Genomic DNA, 13544 nt, shown 5'->3' with positions numbered 1-13544 from the left:
CTACGGCGACGAGGCTGCGCACGCCGAAGCGGGCGAGGCGGTTGATCGTGGTGTCGAGGTGGGTGCCGTCCACGCTGAGGTGGACCTTGCCGTTCTCGACGTGGAGGTCGTGGACGCCCGGCAACTCGTCGAGGCCGGTGACCGGTTCGCTGGTCTCGGCCTCGATGGTGGTGCGGGTGAGGTGGCGCATGTCGCTGAGCGAGCCGGACTGCACGATGCGGCCGAGCCGGATGATGCTGACGCGGTCGCACAGCTTCTCGACCTGGGCGAGGATGTGGCTGGAGAGCAGCACGGTCTTGCCCGCGGCCTTGGCCTCGGTGATGGCGTCCTGGAAGACGACCTCCATCAGGGGGTCGAGGCCGGCGGTGGGCTCGTCGAGGAGCAGCAGGTCGGCCCGGGAGGCGAGCGCGGCGACGATGGCGACCTTCTGCCGGTTGCCCTTGGAGTAGGTCCTGCCCTTCTTGGTGGGGTCGAGGTCGAAGCGCTCGATCAGTTCGGCCCTGCGCGCCTCGTCGAGGCCGCCGCGCAGCCGGCCGAGCAGGCCGATGGCCTCGCCGCCGGTGAGGTTCGGCCACAGCTCGACGTCCCCCGGCACGTAGGCGAGCCTGCGGTGCAGCTCGACGGCGTCGTGCCAGGGGTCGCCGCCGAGCAGTTGGACCGCACCCGAGTCCGGGCGCAGCAGGCCGAGCAGCACGCGGATGGTGGTGGACTTGCCCGCGCCGTTCGGGCCGAGGAAGCCGTGGACCTCGCCGCTGGCCACGTCCAGGTCGAGGCCGTCGAGGGCGCGGGTGTGCCCGAAGGTCTTCACCAGCCCGGAGACGGTGATGGCGTTGGTTGCCGATTTCATGGTTTTGAATCTACGGTATCTTCAGAAATCTGTGAAGTTAAGGAGCCGTCAAGGGCCGGGGCGGCGGAATGCGAGGATGGCCGGGTGATCGAGGACGGTACGACGGAGCGGCACGGCGAGTACACGGACGCCGTGGCCGCCTTCGTGGAGCGGTTCGCCGCCGATCTCATCCAGGCGGGGATGCCGCGTATGCCCTCCCGGGTGTTCGCCTGCCTGATGGCCTCCCAGGAGGCCACGCTCAGCTCCGCCGAGCTGAGCGACCGGCTGCGGATCTCGCCGGCCGCGGTCTCCGGCGCGGTGCGTTACCTGGACCAGGTGCACCTGCTCAGCCGGGAGCGCGAGCCGGGCTCCCGGCGTGAGCGTTATCGGGTGCGCCACGCCTCCTGGTACGAGGCCATGATCAACCGCGACGCGATCCTGCGGCGCTGGATCGACACCATGCGGGCCGGCCTCGACGTGGTCGGTCCCGGCACCGCGGCGGCCGACCGGCTGGCGGAGATGACCGACTTCATCGAGTTCCTCGACAGCCAGCTGAAGGGGATGCTCGACCGCTGGCACGAACTGCGCGCCGCCCACGCTACTTCTGCCGACCGCCGGTCAGGCGCTCCAGAGCGGCCGTGATGTCGGCCTCCGCGCCGGCCTTGGTGATGCCGAGGTCGGACAGCGGGCCCGAGCCGTCCTCGTGTTCGAGGAGCGCGAGCAGCAGGTGCTCGGTGCCGATGTAGTTGTGGCCGAGGCGCAGCGCCTCGCGGAAGGTCAGCTCGAGCGTCTTGCGGCCGCCCGCGTCGAACGGGATCAGGTCGGGCGCCTCGTCGGCGGCCGGCGGCAGGGCCGCGGTGGCGGCGTCGCGGACCGCCTCCAGCGTCACGCCGGCGCGCGTGATGGCCCTGGCGGCCAGGCTGTCCTGGTCGCTCGCCAGGGCGAGCAGCAGGTGTCCGGTGGTGATCTCGGTGCTGCCGGCCTCCCGCGCCACCTGCTGCGCGCCCACCACGACCTGCCTGGCCCGGGGCGTGTAGCGCTCGAAGCTCTGGCTCGGGTCGGCCGGGTCCTTGGGGACGAACCGCTTCTGCGCCGCCTGCCGGGTGACGCCCATGCTGCGGCCGATGTCGGTCCAGGAGGCGCCGGAGCGCCTGGCCTGGTCGACGAAGTGGCCGATGAGGTGGTCGGCCACCTCGCCGAGGTGGTCGGCCGCGATCACGGCGTCGGAGAGCTGGTCGAGGGGCTCGGGGTGGACCTTCTTGATGGCCTCGATCAGCTCGTCGAGGCTGATGCGCGGGGTCACGGGCGGGGTCACGGAGGTGGGTTCACTCATGCGTCAACCGTAGGTTGACGCCCTCGCTACTGTCAACCCAGGGTTGCGCTTCTGGGGCGCGGGACCGTCAGCCGCAGCGCCCCGGGGCGCACCGTCCACGTGCGCACCCGGGTCGGGCCGAGGTCCACCGCGTTCGCCCGGTAGCTGAACGCCGCCCCCGCGGGGCCCGACACCGTCACCGAGGTGGCCCGGGCGCTGGTGTCGGAGCCGTCGGGGCAGTGCCGCACCACCACCTCGGCCAGGCCGTTCGCCGCCCGCACCGAGACCCCGGACACCGGCCGGTCCACGTCGGCCAGCAGCCGGCCGTCGGCCTCCACCCGCAGTCGCTGCCGCACCGGGTGCTTCGCGCGCCACCACAACGCCGCCGCCGATCCCCGCGGCCTGGGCGCCGGGATGCCGAGGGCGCCTAAGACCACGCCGCCCGCGTCGTCCGTCAGCACGTCGAGCCGCCGGTCGGCGCCCGTCAGCACGGCGCGGGACGCCGCCACCGCGTCCGTCGGCACCCCGAGCGCCCGCGCCACCGCCACCGAGGGCCCGGGGCCCACCGGCACGATCCCCAGGGGACTCGCCGCCAGCTCGCCCCGACTGTGCAACACCCCCACCGCCCGCAGCAGCGCCCGGTCGTCACCGACGATCACCACCCGCCGATCGCCGCGCCCCCGCAGGGCGTGGGTCATCCCCTGTGTCCGGTCGAGCACGCACACCTTGGCCCCGCTCGCACCCGCGCACAGCACGTCCCTGGCGATCCGAACCGATTCCCCATCCGTCTGGCGGGCCGTCGGGTCGATGACGATGAGCACCTGACTGTCGCCTCCCGGCTGCGTCTCCCGTAAGCTCTCTGTGCAAGAGCCCCTGTCGCGATTGCGCCAGGGGTTTCGTCGATCCGGGGCAGCCTTTGCGTAGATGCCCCGCTCGGAAGGGGTGTACGCCTGTGCCCGCACTTGTGCTGCTTGGTGCTCAGTGGGGTGACGAAGGCAAAGGCAAGGCCACCGATCTGCTCGGCGGCTCGGTGGACTACGTCGTCCGCTACCAGGGCGGCAACAACGCCGGTCACACGGTCGTGGTGGACGACCAGAAGTACGCCCTTCATCTGCTGCCATCCGGGATCCTCTCGCCCGGCTGCGTTCCGGTCATCGGCAACGGGGTCGTGGTCGACCCCGGGGTGCTGCTCGAGGAGCTGGGCGGCCTCGCCGAGCGCGGCGTCGACACCTCCCGCCTGCTGCTCAGCGGCAACGCCCATTTGATCACGCCGTACCACACCACCCTCGACAAGGTCTCGGAACGCTTCCTGGGCAAGCGCAAGATCGGCACCACCGGGCGCGGCATCGGCCCCACCTACGCGGACAAGATCAACCGGCAGGGCATCCGGGTCCAGGACCTCTTCGACGAATCGATCCTGCGCCAGAAGGTGGAGGCGGCCCTGGACCAGAAGAACCAGGTGCTCGCCAAGCTCTACAACCGCCGCGCCATCGCCACAGGCCAGGTCGTCGACGAGCTCCTGGGCTACGCCGACGCGCTGCGCCCCTTCGTGTGCGACACCGTGCTGGTCCTCAACCAGGCCATCGACGAGGGCAAGGTGGTGCTCTTCGAGGGCGGCCAGGGCACCCTCCTCGACGTCGACCACGGCACCTATCCGTTCGTCACCTCCTCCAACCCCACCGCCGGTGGCGCCTGCACCGGCACCGGGGTCGGCCCGACGCGGATCAGCCGGGTCATCGGCATCCTCAAGGCCTACACCACCCGGGTCGGCGCCGGTCCCTTCCCCACCGAGCTGCTCGACGAGGACGGCGACGCGCTGCGCCGCATCGGCGGCGAGTTCGGCGTCACCACCGGCCGCGACCGGCGCTGCGGCTGGTTCGACGCGGTGATCGCCCGCTACGCCACCCGGGTCAACGGGCTCACCGACTTCTTCCTCACCAAGCTGGACGTGCTCACCGGCTGGGAGCGGATCCCGGTCTGCGTCGCCTACGAGATCGACGGCCGCCGCGTCGAGGAACTCCCTTACAGCCAGACGGACTTCCACCACGCGAAGCCGATCTACGAGTACCTGCCGGGCTGGAGCGAGGACATCGGCAAGGCCCGCTCCTTCGAGGAGCTGCCGGCCAACGCCCGCGCCTATGTGAAGGCGCTGGAGGACATGTCGGGCGCCCCGATCTCGGCCATCGGCGTCGGCCCCGGGCGGGACGAGACCATCCAGATCAACTCGTTCCTGTAACGCGCCGGCGGGAACCCCGCGACCAACGCGAAGGGCCGGGCGGTGCTCCGATCGATCGGAGCACCGCCCGGCCCTCGCGCACCGGCCGGTTCGGCTCAGAGGTCGTCGTTCTGGGCCGTGAACTCGGCCTCGTTCGAGCCGAGACGGAAGAACGAGATCTGCGCGGCGTCGGAGCTACCCGAGGCCGTCCAGCTGATCCGGTAGGAGGGCAGCGGGTCACAGTCGCCCGAGGTCACGTCGCCAGGACCGACGTAGATGGTGGACTCCTGCAGGCCGCCGTTCATCATCGGCGACGACCAGGTGCAGCTGCCGTCGCGGGCGCTGATCAGGAACGCCGTCTCGCCGGGCGACGCGGTGGTCTCCGGGTCGATCAGCAGCTCGGAGTTGCTGTAGGTGCTGCTGTAGACGGCGTACGACATGCCGTCCGAGCCGGGGTCCTGCGTCGACGGGTTCAGCTCGGCCGACCAGTTGCCGCTCTCCCAGCGCATCGTGGTGCCCTGCATCGTCAGCGTCTGCTCGCCGAACGGGTTGCAGGTGGAGCCGGAGGGGAAGGTGGTCGTGACGCCCGAGCCGTTGACCACCATGCCGCCGTTGGAGGAGACCAGGGTGGCGCCCTCCACGCACATCACCGAGTCGAGCAGGCTGTACTCGGTGGCCACCTGCTGGCCGGCCGAGCCCTCCGAGATCTCGACGCGCAGCATGAACGGGTCGCCGTTGCCGCCGGTGACCTCGCCCACCCAGGCGCCCGCGTAGCCGGGCGGGACGACCGCGTTGGGGTCGGGCGCGGTGCTGTCGCCGTCGTCGGTACCCTCGCGGCTGGGCTGCTCCTCGTTCTGGCCGTCTTCGCCCGTCGGGCCCTGCGACGTCGTACGGTCGTTGTCGCCGTCGGCCTCGTCTTCGCTGTCGCCGCCGCTGAACGCGAAGATCGAGGCGCCGGCGACGATCGCCACGGCGACGATGGCCGCGACCACGATCCAGACCGTGTTGTTCCGCTTGGCCGGGCCCCCCGGGCCCCCGGGCCCGCCCGGGTAGCCGCCCGGGCCGTACGGGCTGCCGCCCATGTCGTGGTGCTGCGGATAGCCGTAGGCGGGCGTGCCGCCCTGCTGCGGGTAGCCGTACGCCGGGGTGCCCGGCGGCTGCGGCTGCGGGTAGCCGGGCGGCGGCACGGCCGACGTCATGGTCGCCATCGCGTTCACGCCCGTGTTGGACGGCGGCACCGGGCTCGGCGGCGGGGTCCCCGGGGCGAAGGTGGTCGGTGTCGGCTGGGCACCCGGCGGCAGCGGGGTGACCGGCGGCCCCGGCGGCATCGCCGGCGGCGGCTGGTTGGACGGCAGCGGCGGGGCCTGCATCGGGTCCTCGGAGTCGAGGAGCTCGACGGCGTGCCGGCCCAGCCTGGCGACCAGGGCGCCCGGCAGCCACGGCTCCTCCCCGTCGGCCGGGAGGTCCGTGAACTGGTGCAGCTGGTCCAGCGTCGGCCGCTCCGTCGGGTTCTGCGCCAGGCAGCTCTCGATCAGCGGACGTATGCCCTCCGGCACGGCGGACAGGTCGTGCTGCCCCTGCACGATGGCGAGCATCAGCGCCGTCATCGCGCTGTTCGCGTCGCCGAAGGGGGTGCGGCCGGTGGCGGCGAAGGTGAGGACGGAGCCGAGGCAGAAGATGTCGCTGGCGGGGGTCAGGGTCTCGCCGCGGCACTGTTCCGGGGACATGAAGCCGGGGGAGCCGACGGCGGCGCCGGTGCGGGTGAGGCCTTCGCCGCTCTCCAGGGCGCGGGCGATGCCGAAGTCGATGACGCGGGGGCCGTCGATGGTGATCATCACGTTGGACGGCTTGAGGTCGCGGTGTACCAGGCCGGCGCCGTGGATGTCGCGCAGCGCCTTCACCAGGCCGTTGGCCAGGATGAAGAGGGTGCGCTCCGGGAGCGGCCCGTAGGAGTTGGCGACCACGTCGTGCAGGGAGGGACCGGCGACATAGCCGGTGGCGACCCACGGGGTCTCGGCGAGCGTGTCGGCGTCGAGCACCGGCGCCGTCCACTCGCCGCCGACCCGACGGGCGGCCTCCACCTCGTGCTGGAAGCGCTGCCGGAACTCCGGCTGCGCGGCCAGCTCCGGCTGCACCAGCTTGACGGCGACCGTGCGGCCGCGGTCGGAGCGTGCGAGATAGACGCTGCCCATCCCGCCGGCGCCCAGCTTCCCCAGCAGTCGGTACTGGCCTACCCGTTGAGGATCTGTCGGCCCGAGCGGCTTCATGCTGAACTACTCCTCTTCGCTCCGTAAGGCCTCATGAGAATACGGGGGCCCGTAGACACTGGGGAGGACAGAGGCCGAACCGTAATCGGTTCCCGCGATGCCCTCATGGTTGTGGTTGATGCCATTTCTTGACCGAGCGGCCGTCGAGCTCACTCCCTGTCGAGCGTGAACTCGGGCTCCTCGTCGCCGTACGGCGTGAAGTCGATGCTGGGGGCGTTGTCCCCGGTGAAGGAGCCGCTGGCGTCGGTCGCCTCGAAGTCCAGCCGGTAGGAGGGGAGCGGGTCGCAGTCGCCCGCGGTGACGGCGCCGGGCCCGACCAGCATGGTGCCCCCGTCCGTGCCGCCGCTGACCAGCTGGGACTCCCAGACACAGTCGCCGTCCGGCTCGCTCATGGTCAGCGCGACCTCGCCCGGCTCGACGATGCTGCCGAACTCGGCGGAGAAGTCGTCGTCGCTGTAGACGCCGCTGAAGATGGCGTAGGGCATGCCGTCGGAGCCGGGGGCCGTCGCGGCCTCCGACATGATCAGCCGGCCGCCGTCGGAGAGCTCCCACCGCAGGGTGCCGTCACTCTGCAGCGTGGCCGTCTGGTCCGCGAACGGGTTGCAGCCCTGGTCCGCGGGGGTGGTGCTGGTGACACCCTCGGGGGCGAGGGATATCGTCCCGCCGTTCACCGAGCTGAGCGAGGCCTCCTCGACGCACAGGAGCTGGGGCAGCACGCTCCACTGGGTGGCGACGATGTCGCCCTGGGAGCCCTCGGATATCTCCATCCGGACGAAGATGCTGTTGTCGCCGTCGAGGAACTCGCCCTCCCAGGCGCCGACGAAGTCCTGGGGCACGGTGCCGCCCGCCGGCTGCTCCGTGGGTTCCTCGGTCGGCGTCTGTTCCGTGGGTTCCTCGGTCGTCGTCGGGTGGCCGGTCGCGGTGGGGCCGGGGCCTGGGTCGTCCCCGCCGCCGTTGGTGGCGAAGACGGCGACGCCGATGGCCACGGCGAGGACCGCCACCGCCGCGCCCACGATCACCGGCACGTTGTTCCGCTTGGCCGGCGCGGGCGGCGCGCCCGTGTGGGTGCCGGGGCCGTAGGGGTTGAAGCCGCCCGTGGCCTGGTGCGGGTAGCCGTAGCCGTGCGGCGGGGACGGCTGCGGCTGCGGGTAGCCGTAGCCGGAGGACGGGGGTTGGGCCTGGGTGGGCTGGCCGACCGGCGGTTGGCCGATCATCGTGTCGCCCATCGGGTCCTCGGAGTCGAGGAGTTCGACGGCGTGCCGGCCGAGCTGGGCGACCAGGGCGCCGGGCAGCCAGGGTTCGCCGCTGTCGTCGGGGATGTCGGTGTACTGGTGCAGTTGGTCGAGGGTGGGGCGCTGCGTTGGGTCCTGCGCCAGGCACGCCTCGATCAGCCGGCGTATGCCGTCCGGCACCCCGTCCAGGTCGTACTGGCCCTGCACGATCGCCAGCATCAGCGCGGTCATGGAGGAGTTGGCGTCGCCGAAGGGGGTGCGGCCGGTGGCGGCGAAGGTGAGGACGGAGCCGAGGCAGAAGATGTCGCTGGCGGGGGTCAGGGTCTCGCCGCGGCACTGTTCGGGGGACATGAAGCCGGGGGAGCCGACGGCGGCGCCGGTGCGGGTGAGGCCTTCGCCGCTCTCCAGGGCGCGGGCGATGCCGAAGTCGATGACGCGGGGGCCGTCGATGGTGATCATCACGTTGGACGGCTTGAGGTCGCGGTGTACCAGGCCGGCGCCGTGGATGTCGCGCAGCGCCTTCACCAGGCCGTTGGCCAGGATGAAGAGGGTGCGCTCCGGGAGCGGGCCGAAGGAGTTGGTCACCACGTCGTGCAGGGAGGGGCCGGCCACGTAGCCGGTGGCGACCCAGGGCGTGGCGGCCTCGGTGTCGGCGTCGAGCACCGGCGCCGTCCAGTCGCCGCCGACGCGGCGTGCGGCGTCGACCTCGTGCTGGAAGCGCTGCCGGAACTCGGGCTGGGCGGCCAGTTCGGGCTGGACCAGCTTGACGGCGACCGTGCGGCCGCGGTCGGAGCGCGCCAGATAGACGCTGCCCATCCCGCCGGCGCCCAGCTTCCCCAGCAGTCGGTACTGGCCGACCCGTGTCGGATCCGTCGGCCCGAGCGGCTTCATGTGACCTACTCCTCTTTCGCCCCCGTGCACCCCGGTGGAACACCGGAGCGGTTGGCACGCCTTACTTCCGGAACTCGCGAAGGGGGACCGGGCGGGTGCCACACCCGGTTCCCTCTGTGACTATCACGTTGTACTCATGTGACCGGTTCGGCGACGGACCCGGTCGTGTACCGTACCCCGTTCGATTCCGGACGCCGTCACGGGGGCGCGGGAGTTGCGTGACGCAGGTCACAACGGCGGGTCGGCCGTGGTCAGTCGGCGCGCGGGTATCTGCCCTGGTCCCCGTCCGGGTCGGCGAGCCAGGCGATGTTGAGCGCGCCCTCCGGCCCGTCGGTCCACATCCGGAAGCCGCCGTCCGTCCAGCAGTCCGCGCTGTTGCCGTCGCCGACGAGGGTGTCGGGGCCCATGATCACCTCGTCCTCGGTGACCTGCACCAGGCGGTTCTCCCAGGTGCACTCGTAGGTGTCGGTGGTCTGGTGGAACGTCATGACGACATCGCCGATGGCGCCCTGGGTGACGGTGATCTCCGAGGTGCCGCTGCCGTCGTCGTTGTCCCATTCGTAGCGGTAGGTGCCGACCAGGTCCTCGGGCACGTTCGCCTCACCGGTGGCGTCGGCGCGCCGCAGGGTGGCCTGCTGGTCGTTGTAGGTCCAGGTCAGCTCGTCGCCGTTCGCGGAGAGCTCCAGCGTCTGCGGCGTGGCGTTGTCCCGGCAGGACTCGTTCACCTCGCCCTCGGGCACGCTCCAGTCGTGCAGCTCGGTGAACTCCAGGCGCTGGTCGAAGGATTCGAGCCGCACCTGGAAGGAGCAGAGCACCTCGTCGGTGATGGTGGTGGCGGTGCCGACGATATCGCCCTCCTCGCCCTGGCTGATCTCGAACCGCAGCAGCTTGTCGAGGCCGCTCTCCGGCTCGTACCGGCCCTGCCAGGCGCCCAGGTACTCCTCGTCGATCGACGTCGAGCCGCCGCCCGAGCCGCGTATCACCAGACCCACCACCACGGCGAGCACCACGAACGCCGCGCCCAGCGAGGCGAACGCCCAGCGCCGGGCGTTGTTGCCGCCGCCCGTGGCGCCGGTGGACGTCGCCGGGCCGTAGCCGGCGGGCCCGAAGCCGCCCATGGACGGCATGGAGGGAGCGGGGATCGGCGCGGGCGTGGGCGGCGGGTGGTGCGCCGTGTTGGGCATCGAGTAGGGGGAGGGCAGCGGGACCGGGCGCTGCTGGGCGGAGGGGTGCAGGCCCGGCCAGGCCGGGGCCGGCGCGGCGGGCTGGGGCGGGGAGGCGGCGACGGCGCGGTGGTCGGTGCGGCTCTCGGGGCTCTCCGAGTCGAGGAGTTCGACGGCGTGCCGGCCCAACTGGGCGACCAGCGGCCCGGGCAGCCAGGGCTCGCGGGAGCCGTCCGGGGTGGTGAGGCTGAGCAACTCCGGCAGGGTGAACCGCTGCTCGGGGTCCTGGCGCAGGCAGCCGGAGATCACGTGGCGCAGCCCCTCGGGTATGCCCGTCAGGTCGGGCTCCTCCTCGGCGACGCGGAACAGCAGCAGGTGCACGCTGGTGTCGAGCGCGCCGAACGGGGTCCGTCCCGTGGCCGCGTAGGCGAGCAGCGAGCCGAGGCAGAAGACGTCGCTGGCCGGGGTGACGCGCTGGCCGCGCACCTGCTCCGGGGACATGAAGCCGGGGGAGCCGATGGTGGCGCCGGTGCGGGTGAGGCCGCCGTGGTTGGCGTCGAGGGCGCGGGCGATGCCGAAGTCGATGACGCGTGGGCCGTCGATGGTGAGCAGCACGTTGGACGGCTTGAGGTCGCGGTGCACCAGGTCGGCGGCGTGGATGTCGGTGAGCGCGTGGGCCAGGCCGTTGGCCAGCAGGCTGACGCTGCGCTCGGGCAGCGCGCCGAAGTCGCGGGAGACCACCTCGTGGAGGGAGGGGCCGGCGATGTAGCCGGTGGCGACCCAGGGGGTGACGGCCTCGGTGTCGGAGTCGAGCACGGGCGCCGTCCACTGGCCGCCGACGCGCTGGGCGGCGGCGATCTCCAGCGCGAAGCGCCGCCGGAAGTCGGTCTCCTGGGCGAGCTCGCGCTTGATCGTCTTGACGGCCACGGTCCGGCCACGCTCGGAGCGGGCCAGGTAGACCTGGCCCATGCCGCCCTGGCCGAGCCGGCCGAGCAGCCGGTACTGGCCGATCCGATGAGGATCCTGTGCCGTCAGCCGATCCATGTGGAGCAGATCCCCCCGAAGATGACTCTGGTTGCTCCACGAGGATAGAGGCGAACATCCGCTCCGCCCATGGGTGGTCACACGCGCACGGGGGCGCGGCGACGGCGCTGGGGAGAGGTGAGTCGGCCGGGCCTCCCCGACGGGTGCGGTACCCGACGGGGAGGACCAGGTCGACGTGCGGGGCGGAGGTCCCTGTGGGCGAGGTGGGTGACGGCCCTCGCTCACCCGCCCGTTCGCCGCGCGTCGGCGCTCGCCGCCGCCTCGTCCGCCAGCGTCTCCAGGGCCTCGGAGAGCCTGGTCAGGGCGGCGAGCGCGGCGGCGAACTCGGCGCGCCCGCCGATCGCCTCGGTCAGCCGCTCGGCGAACGCGGTGTGCCCGGGGCCGATCCGGGCGATCGCGGCCCGGCCCTCGTCGGTCGCGGCCAGCAGCTTGGCCCTGCGGTGCGCCGGGTTGGACTCGTAGGCCGCGAGCCCGCGCTCGACCAGCAGGTCGGCGATGCGCTGCACGCTCTGCCGGGTGATGCCCATGACCCGGGCGACGCCGGACACCGGCAGCGGCTCGGTCAGCACCGCGCCGAGCACCTGCCACCAGGCGGCGGTGAGCCCGGCCGGCGCGGCGAGCCGGTCGGCGACGGTCAGGAACTGCCCGTTCAACCGGAACGTGGTGATCGCGGCGCCGGAGAGCAGCGCCTGCGGTGTCGGCGGCTCGCTCGCCCTGCTCATCCGGCGGCCGCCACGATCGGGTAGGCGCTGGCGTCGGAGTGCTCGTAGAGCCGGAACCAGGCGTCGAGCACGGTGGGTTCGAGGGCGCCGAGCCGGGCGAGGATCTCCCGGCCGAACGCGACCTGGTCGGTGGGGCCCGCGGTGATCACGTCCCGGTCGGTGACCGCGTCGGCCTCCCGGTAGTGGGCGCCGCCCGCGTAGCCGCTGATGGCCAGCACCTCGGCCGCGGCGCCTGTGTGGTCGCGGTCGTCGAGCAGGCCCTCCCTGGCCAGGCCGACCGTGGCGCCGCAGATCGCGGCGACCGGCACGCCGGCGTCCAGGAAGCGGCGCGCGGCGGCCGCGAACGGCGCCAGCTCGTCGCCGGCCAGCCAGCCGTCGGCGCCCGGCAGGATCAACAGCGCGCTGTCGGCGGGCCGCAGCTCGTCGAGGGTCAGGTCGGGCAGGATCCGCAGGCCCCCGACCGTGGTCACCGGCGCGAGGGAGGCGCCCACGGCCCGCACCGTGAAGCCGCGCCGGGAGAGCTCGGCTATGGCATGGCCCGGCTCCCAGTCGGCGAGGGTGTCGTAGACGGCGATGTGGACGGTTCCGCGTGCTTCGTTCATGACAGCATCCTGTCATCTCGACAGGATGCTGTCAAACTTCTGACGCAGCGGTAGGCTGGGCTGCCGTGATTCGACGCAGCACCTTGCGGGAGCAACTCGCCGACGCCCTGCGGGAGGAGATCCTGGCCGGCCGGCTCGGTCCGGACGGTGAGTTCACCGTGCGCGAGATCGCCGAGCACTACGGGGTCTCGGCGACTCCGGTGCGCGAGGCACTGGTCGACCTCGCCGCCCAGGGGCTGCTGGAGGTGGAACAGCACCGGGGCTTCAAGATCAAACAGTTCTCGTTGGCCGACTTCCGGCACATGATCGAGGCGCAGGCCCTGGTCAACGACGGCATCCTGCGCCGCCGACCCCCCTTAAACCGGTGGGACGCGCTGCCCGAGGCGTTCACCTCCATCCGCCGCCGCGCCACCGCCGCCCGGCAGGCCGCCATCGCCGGCGACCTCGACATCCTCATCGCCTACGACCTGCGCTTCTGGCGCGAACTCGACGCGCTGCTCGGCAACCCGCACATCGGCGAGTTCCTCGACCGGCTCCGGGTGCGCTGCTGGGCCTTCACCGTCCCCCACCTGCGACGTCAACGCGTGCTCGCCGGCCGGCTGTGGGCCGGCCACCCCGACCTGGCCGACGCCGTCGAGCGGGGCGAGGCGGAGGAGACGGAACGACTGCTCGGCGACTACCGCGACCACGCGCTGACGCTCGCGGCCGAACTCACTACCCTTGCCGTACCGCGTCACCCGGACCGAGAGTGAGCCCATACGTGGCCTGTGACCTGTGGCTGGTCCCCCTCGTCGATGTGCTGTGCCACAGCCCTGACAACCCCTTCGCGGAAGAACTCGCCGAGTACGACCGGGCGCTGGCCGACGCCGGACTGCCGCCGGTGCCCGTGCAGGGCTACGTGCCCGGCACGTCGGGCGACGTCGCGCCGGTCGCCGGCTTCGACTACGCCGCGCTGCACCTGCTGCGGCGCGCCTACCTGCTCCAGCTCAGCGGCCTGCCGGTCACGCCGGCGGAGCAACTGGAGGGCGACTACCAGCAGTTGCTGGAGATGTTCGAGTCCACGGCCCAACAGGCGCACCTCGTCTGGCACTTCGACCACGCCGGCTGCTATGTGCCGGTCGACTTCCCGCACCCCCTGGTCAACGAGACGCTGCTCGCCGGCGGCGGTCCGCTCGGGTCGAGCCACGGCCTGCTGCGGGAACTCGAGACGGTGGCGCCGGCGCTCGGCCTCGACCCGCGCAACCCGCCCCCGCCACCGAGCCCGCCCACC

The 13544-nt window shown here is 72.3% G+C and carries 12 protein-coding genes; 4 read left to right on the top strand and 8 right to left on the bottom strand.

The genetic code is table 11. The features are described from left to right. Window positions 1-847 (bottom strand): ABC transporter ATP-binding protein (locus RNC47_RS34220; protein WP_311604549.1); only part of this gene is annotated, 847 nt, incomplete at its 3' end. Between the two features lie 84 nt (window positions 848-931). On the opposite strand from RNC47_RS34220, the gene RNC47_RS34215 reads away from it, so the two are divergent. Continuing rightward, complete coding sequence (locus RNC47_RS34215) at window positions 932-1468, top strand: GbsR/MarR family transcriptional regulator (protein ID WP_311604547.1); 537 nt, start codon at window positions 932-934, stop codon at window positions 1466-1468. Here RNC47_RS34215 and RNC47_RS34210 read toward each other — a convergent pair. Together RNC47_RS34210 and RNC47_RS34205 are read right to left on the bottom strand one after the other, a co-directional pair. Next, window positions 1425-2159 (bottom strand): Clp protease N-terminal domain-containing protein, encoded by a 735-nt coding sequence (locus tag RNC47_RS34210; protein ID WP_311604545.1) that lies wholly within the window; start codon window positions 2157-2159, stop codon window positions 1425-1427. The two genes, RNC47_RS34215 and RNC47_RS34210, sit on opposite strands and share 44 nt — an antisense overlap. A gap of 32 nt (window positions 2160-2191) precedes the next feature. After that, entirely contained in the window at window positions 2192-2959 is a 768-nt protein-coding gene (locus RNC47_RS34205) for a diacylglycerol kinase family protein (protein ID WP_311604544.1), read from the bottom strand. 131 nt (window positions 2960-3090) lie between these two features. On the opposite strand from RNC47_RS34205, the gene RNC47_RS34200 reads away from it, so the two are divergent. After that, a complete protein-coding gene (locus RNC47_RS34200; RefSeq protein ID WP_311604543.1) occupies window positions 3091-4374 on the top strand; it encodes an adenylosuccinate synthase in 1284 nt (427 codons plus the stop codon). Window positions 4375-4469: 95 nt separating this feature from the next. On the opposite strand, the gene RNC47_RS34195 is transcribed toward RNC47_RS34200, so the two are convergent. From RNC47_RS34195 to RNC47_RS34175, 5 genes are all read right to left on the bottom strand, one after another. Continuing rightward, window positions 4470-6620: a serine/threonine-protein kinase gene (locus tag RNC47_RS34195; protein WP_311604542.1), complete on the bottom strand. Its 2151-nt coding sequence runs from the start codon at window positions 6618-6620 to the stop codon at window positions 4470-4472. A 149-nt stretch (window positions 6621-6769) separates the two neighbouring features. Beyond that, window positions 6770-8743: a serine/threonine-protein kinase gene (locus RNC47_RS34190; RefSeq protein ID WP_311604541.1), complete on the bottom strand. Its 1974-nt coding sequence runs from the start codon at window positions 8741-8743 to the stop codon at window positions 6770-6772. 251 nt (window positions 8744-8994) lie between these two features. Further along, window positions 8995-10950: a serine/threonine-protein kinase gene (locus tag RNC47_RS34185; protein ID WP_311604540.1), complete on the bottom strand. Its 1956-nt coding sequence runs from the start codon at window positions 10948-10950 to the stop codon at window positions 8995-8997. A 221-nt stretch (window positions 10951-11171) separates the two neighbouring features. Continuing rightward, window positions 11172-11672 (bottom strand): MarR family winged helix-turn-helix transcriptional regulator, encoded by a 501-nt coding sequence (locus tag RNC47_RS34180; protein WP_311604539.1) that lies wholly within the window; start codon window positions 11670-11672, stop codon window positions 11172-11174. Continuing rightward, on the bottom strand, window positions 11669-12274 hold the full coding sequence (locus RNC47_RS34175; protein WP_311604538.1) for a DJ-1/PfpI family protein: 606 nt from the start codon (window positions 12272-12274) through the stop codon (window positions 11669-11671). The genes RNC47_RS34180 and RNC47_RS34175 overlap by 4 nt, the downstream gene beginning before the upstream one ends. A gap of 68 nt (window positions 12275-12342) precedes the next feature. Between RNC47_RS34175 and RNC47_RS34170 the strand changes: the two genes are divergently transcribed. After that, a complete protein-coding gene (locus RNC47_RS34170) occupies window positions 12343-13026 on the top strand; it encodes a GntR family transcriptional regulator (protein WP_311604551.1) in 684 nt (227 codons plus the stop codon). Window positions 13027-13034: 8 nt separating this feature from the next. After that, window positions 13035-13544, top strand: a 510-nt coding sequence (locus tag RNC47_RS34165; RefSeq protein WP_311604537.1) for a hypothetical protein, incomplete at its 3' end; no start/stop codon positions are given.

The organism is Streptomyces millisiae (assembly GCF_031845425.1).
GTDB classification, from domain to species: Bacteria; Actinomycetota; Actinomycetes; order Streptomycetales; family Streptomycetaceae; genus Streptomyces; species Streptomyces millisiae.
The sequence above is the reverse complement of the archived record's forward strand: the minus strand, read 5'-3'. Positions and strand labels throughout refer to the sequence as shown.

What these genes read in the sequence shown, in the direction of transcription:
- RNC47_RS34210 (WP_311604545.1), bottom strand. Translation starts at nt 2,159, where the DNA reads ATGAGTGAACCCACCTCCGTGACCCCGCCCGTGACCCCGCGCATCAGC.
- RNC47_RS34195 (WP_311604542.1), bottom strand. Translation starts at nt 6,620, where the DNA reads ATGAAGCCGCTCGGGCCGACAGATCCTCAACGGGTAGGCCAGTACCGA.
- RNC47_RS34190 (WP_311604541.1), bottom strand. Translation starts at nt 8,743, where the DNA reads ATGAAGCCGCTCGGGCCGACGGATCCGACACGGGTCGGCCAGTACCGA.
- RNC47_RS34185 (WP_311604540.1), bottom strand. Translation starts at nt 10,950, where the DNA reads ATGGATCGGCTGACGGCACAGGATCCTCATCGGATCGGCCAGTACCGG.
- RNC47_RS34180 (WP_311604539.1), bottom strand. Translation starts at nt 11,672, where the DNA reads ATGAGCAGGGCGAGCGAGCCGCCGACACCGCAGGCGCTGCTCTCCGGC.
- RNC47_RS34175 (WP_311604538.1), bottom strand. Translation starts at nt 12,274, where the DNA reads ATGAACGAAGCACGCGGAACCGTCCACATCGCCGTCTACGACACCCTC.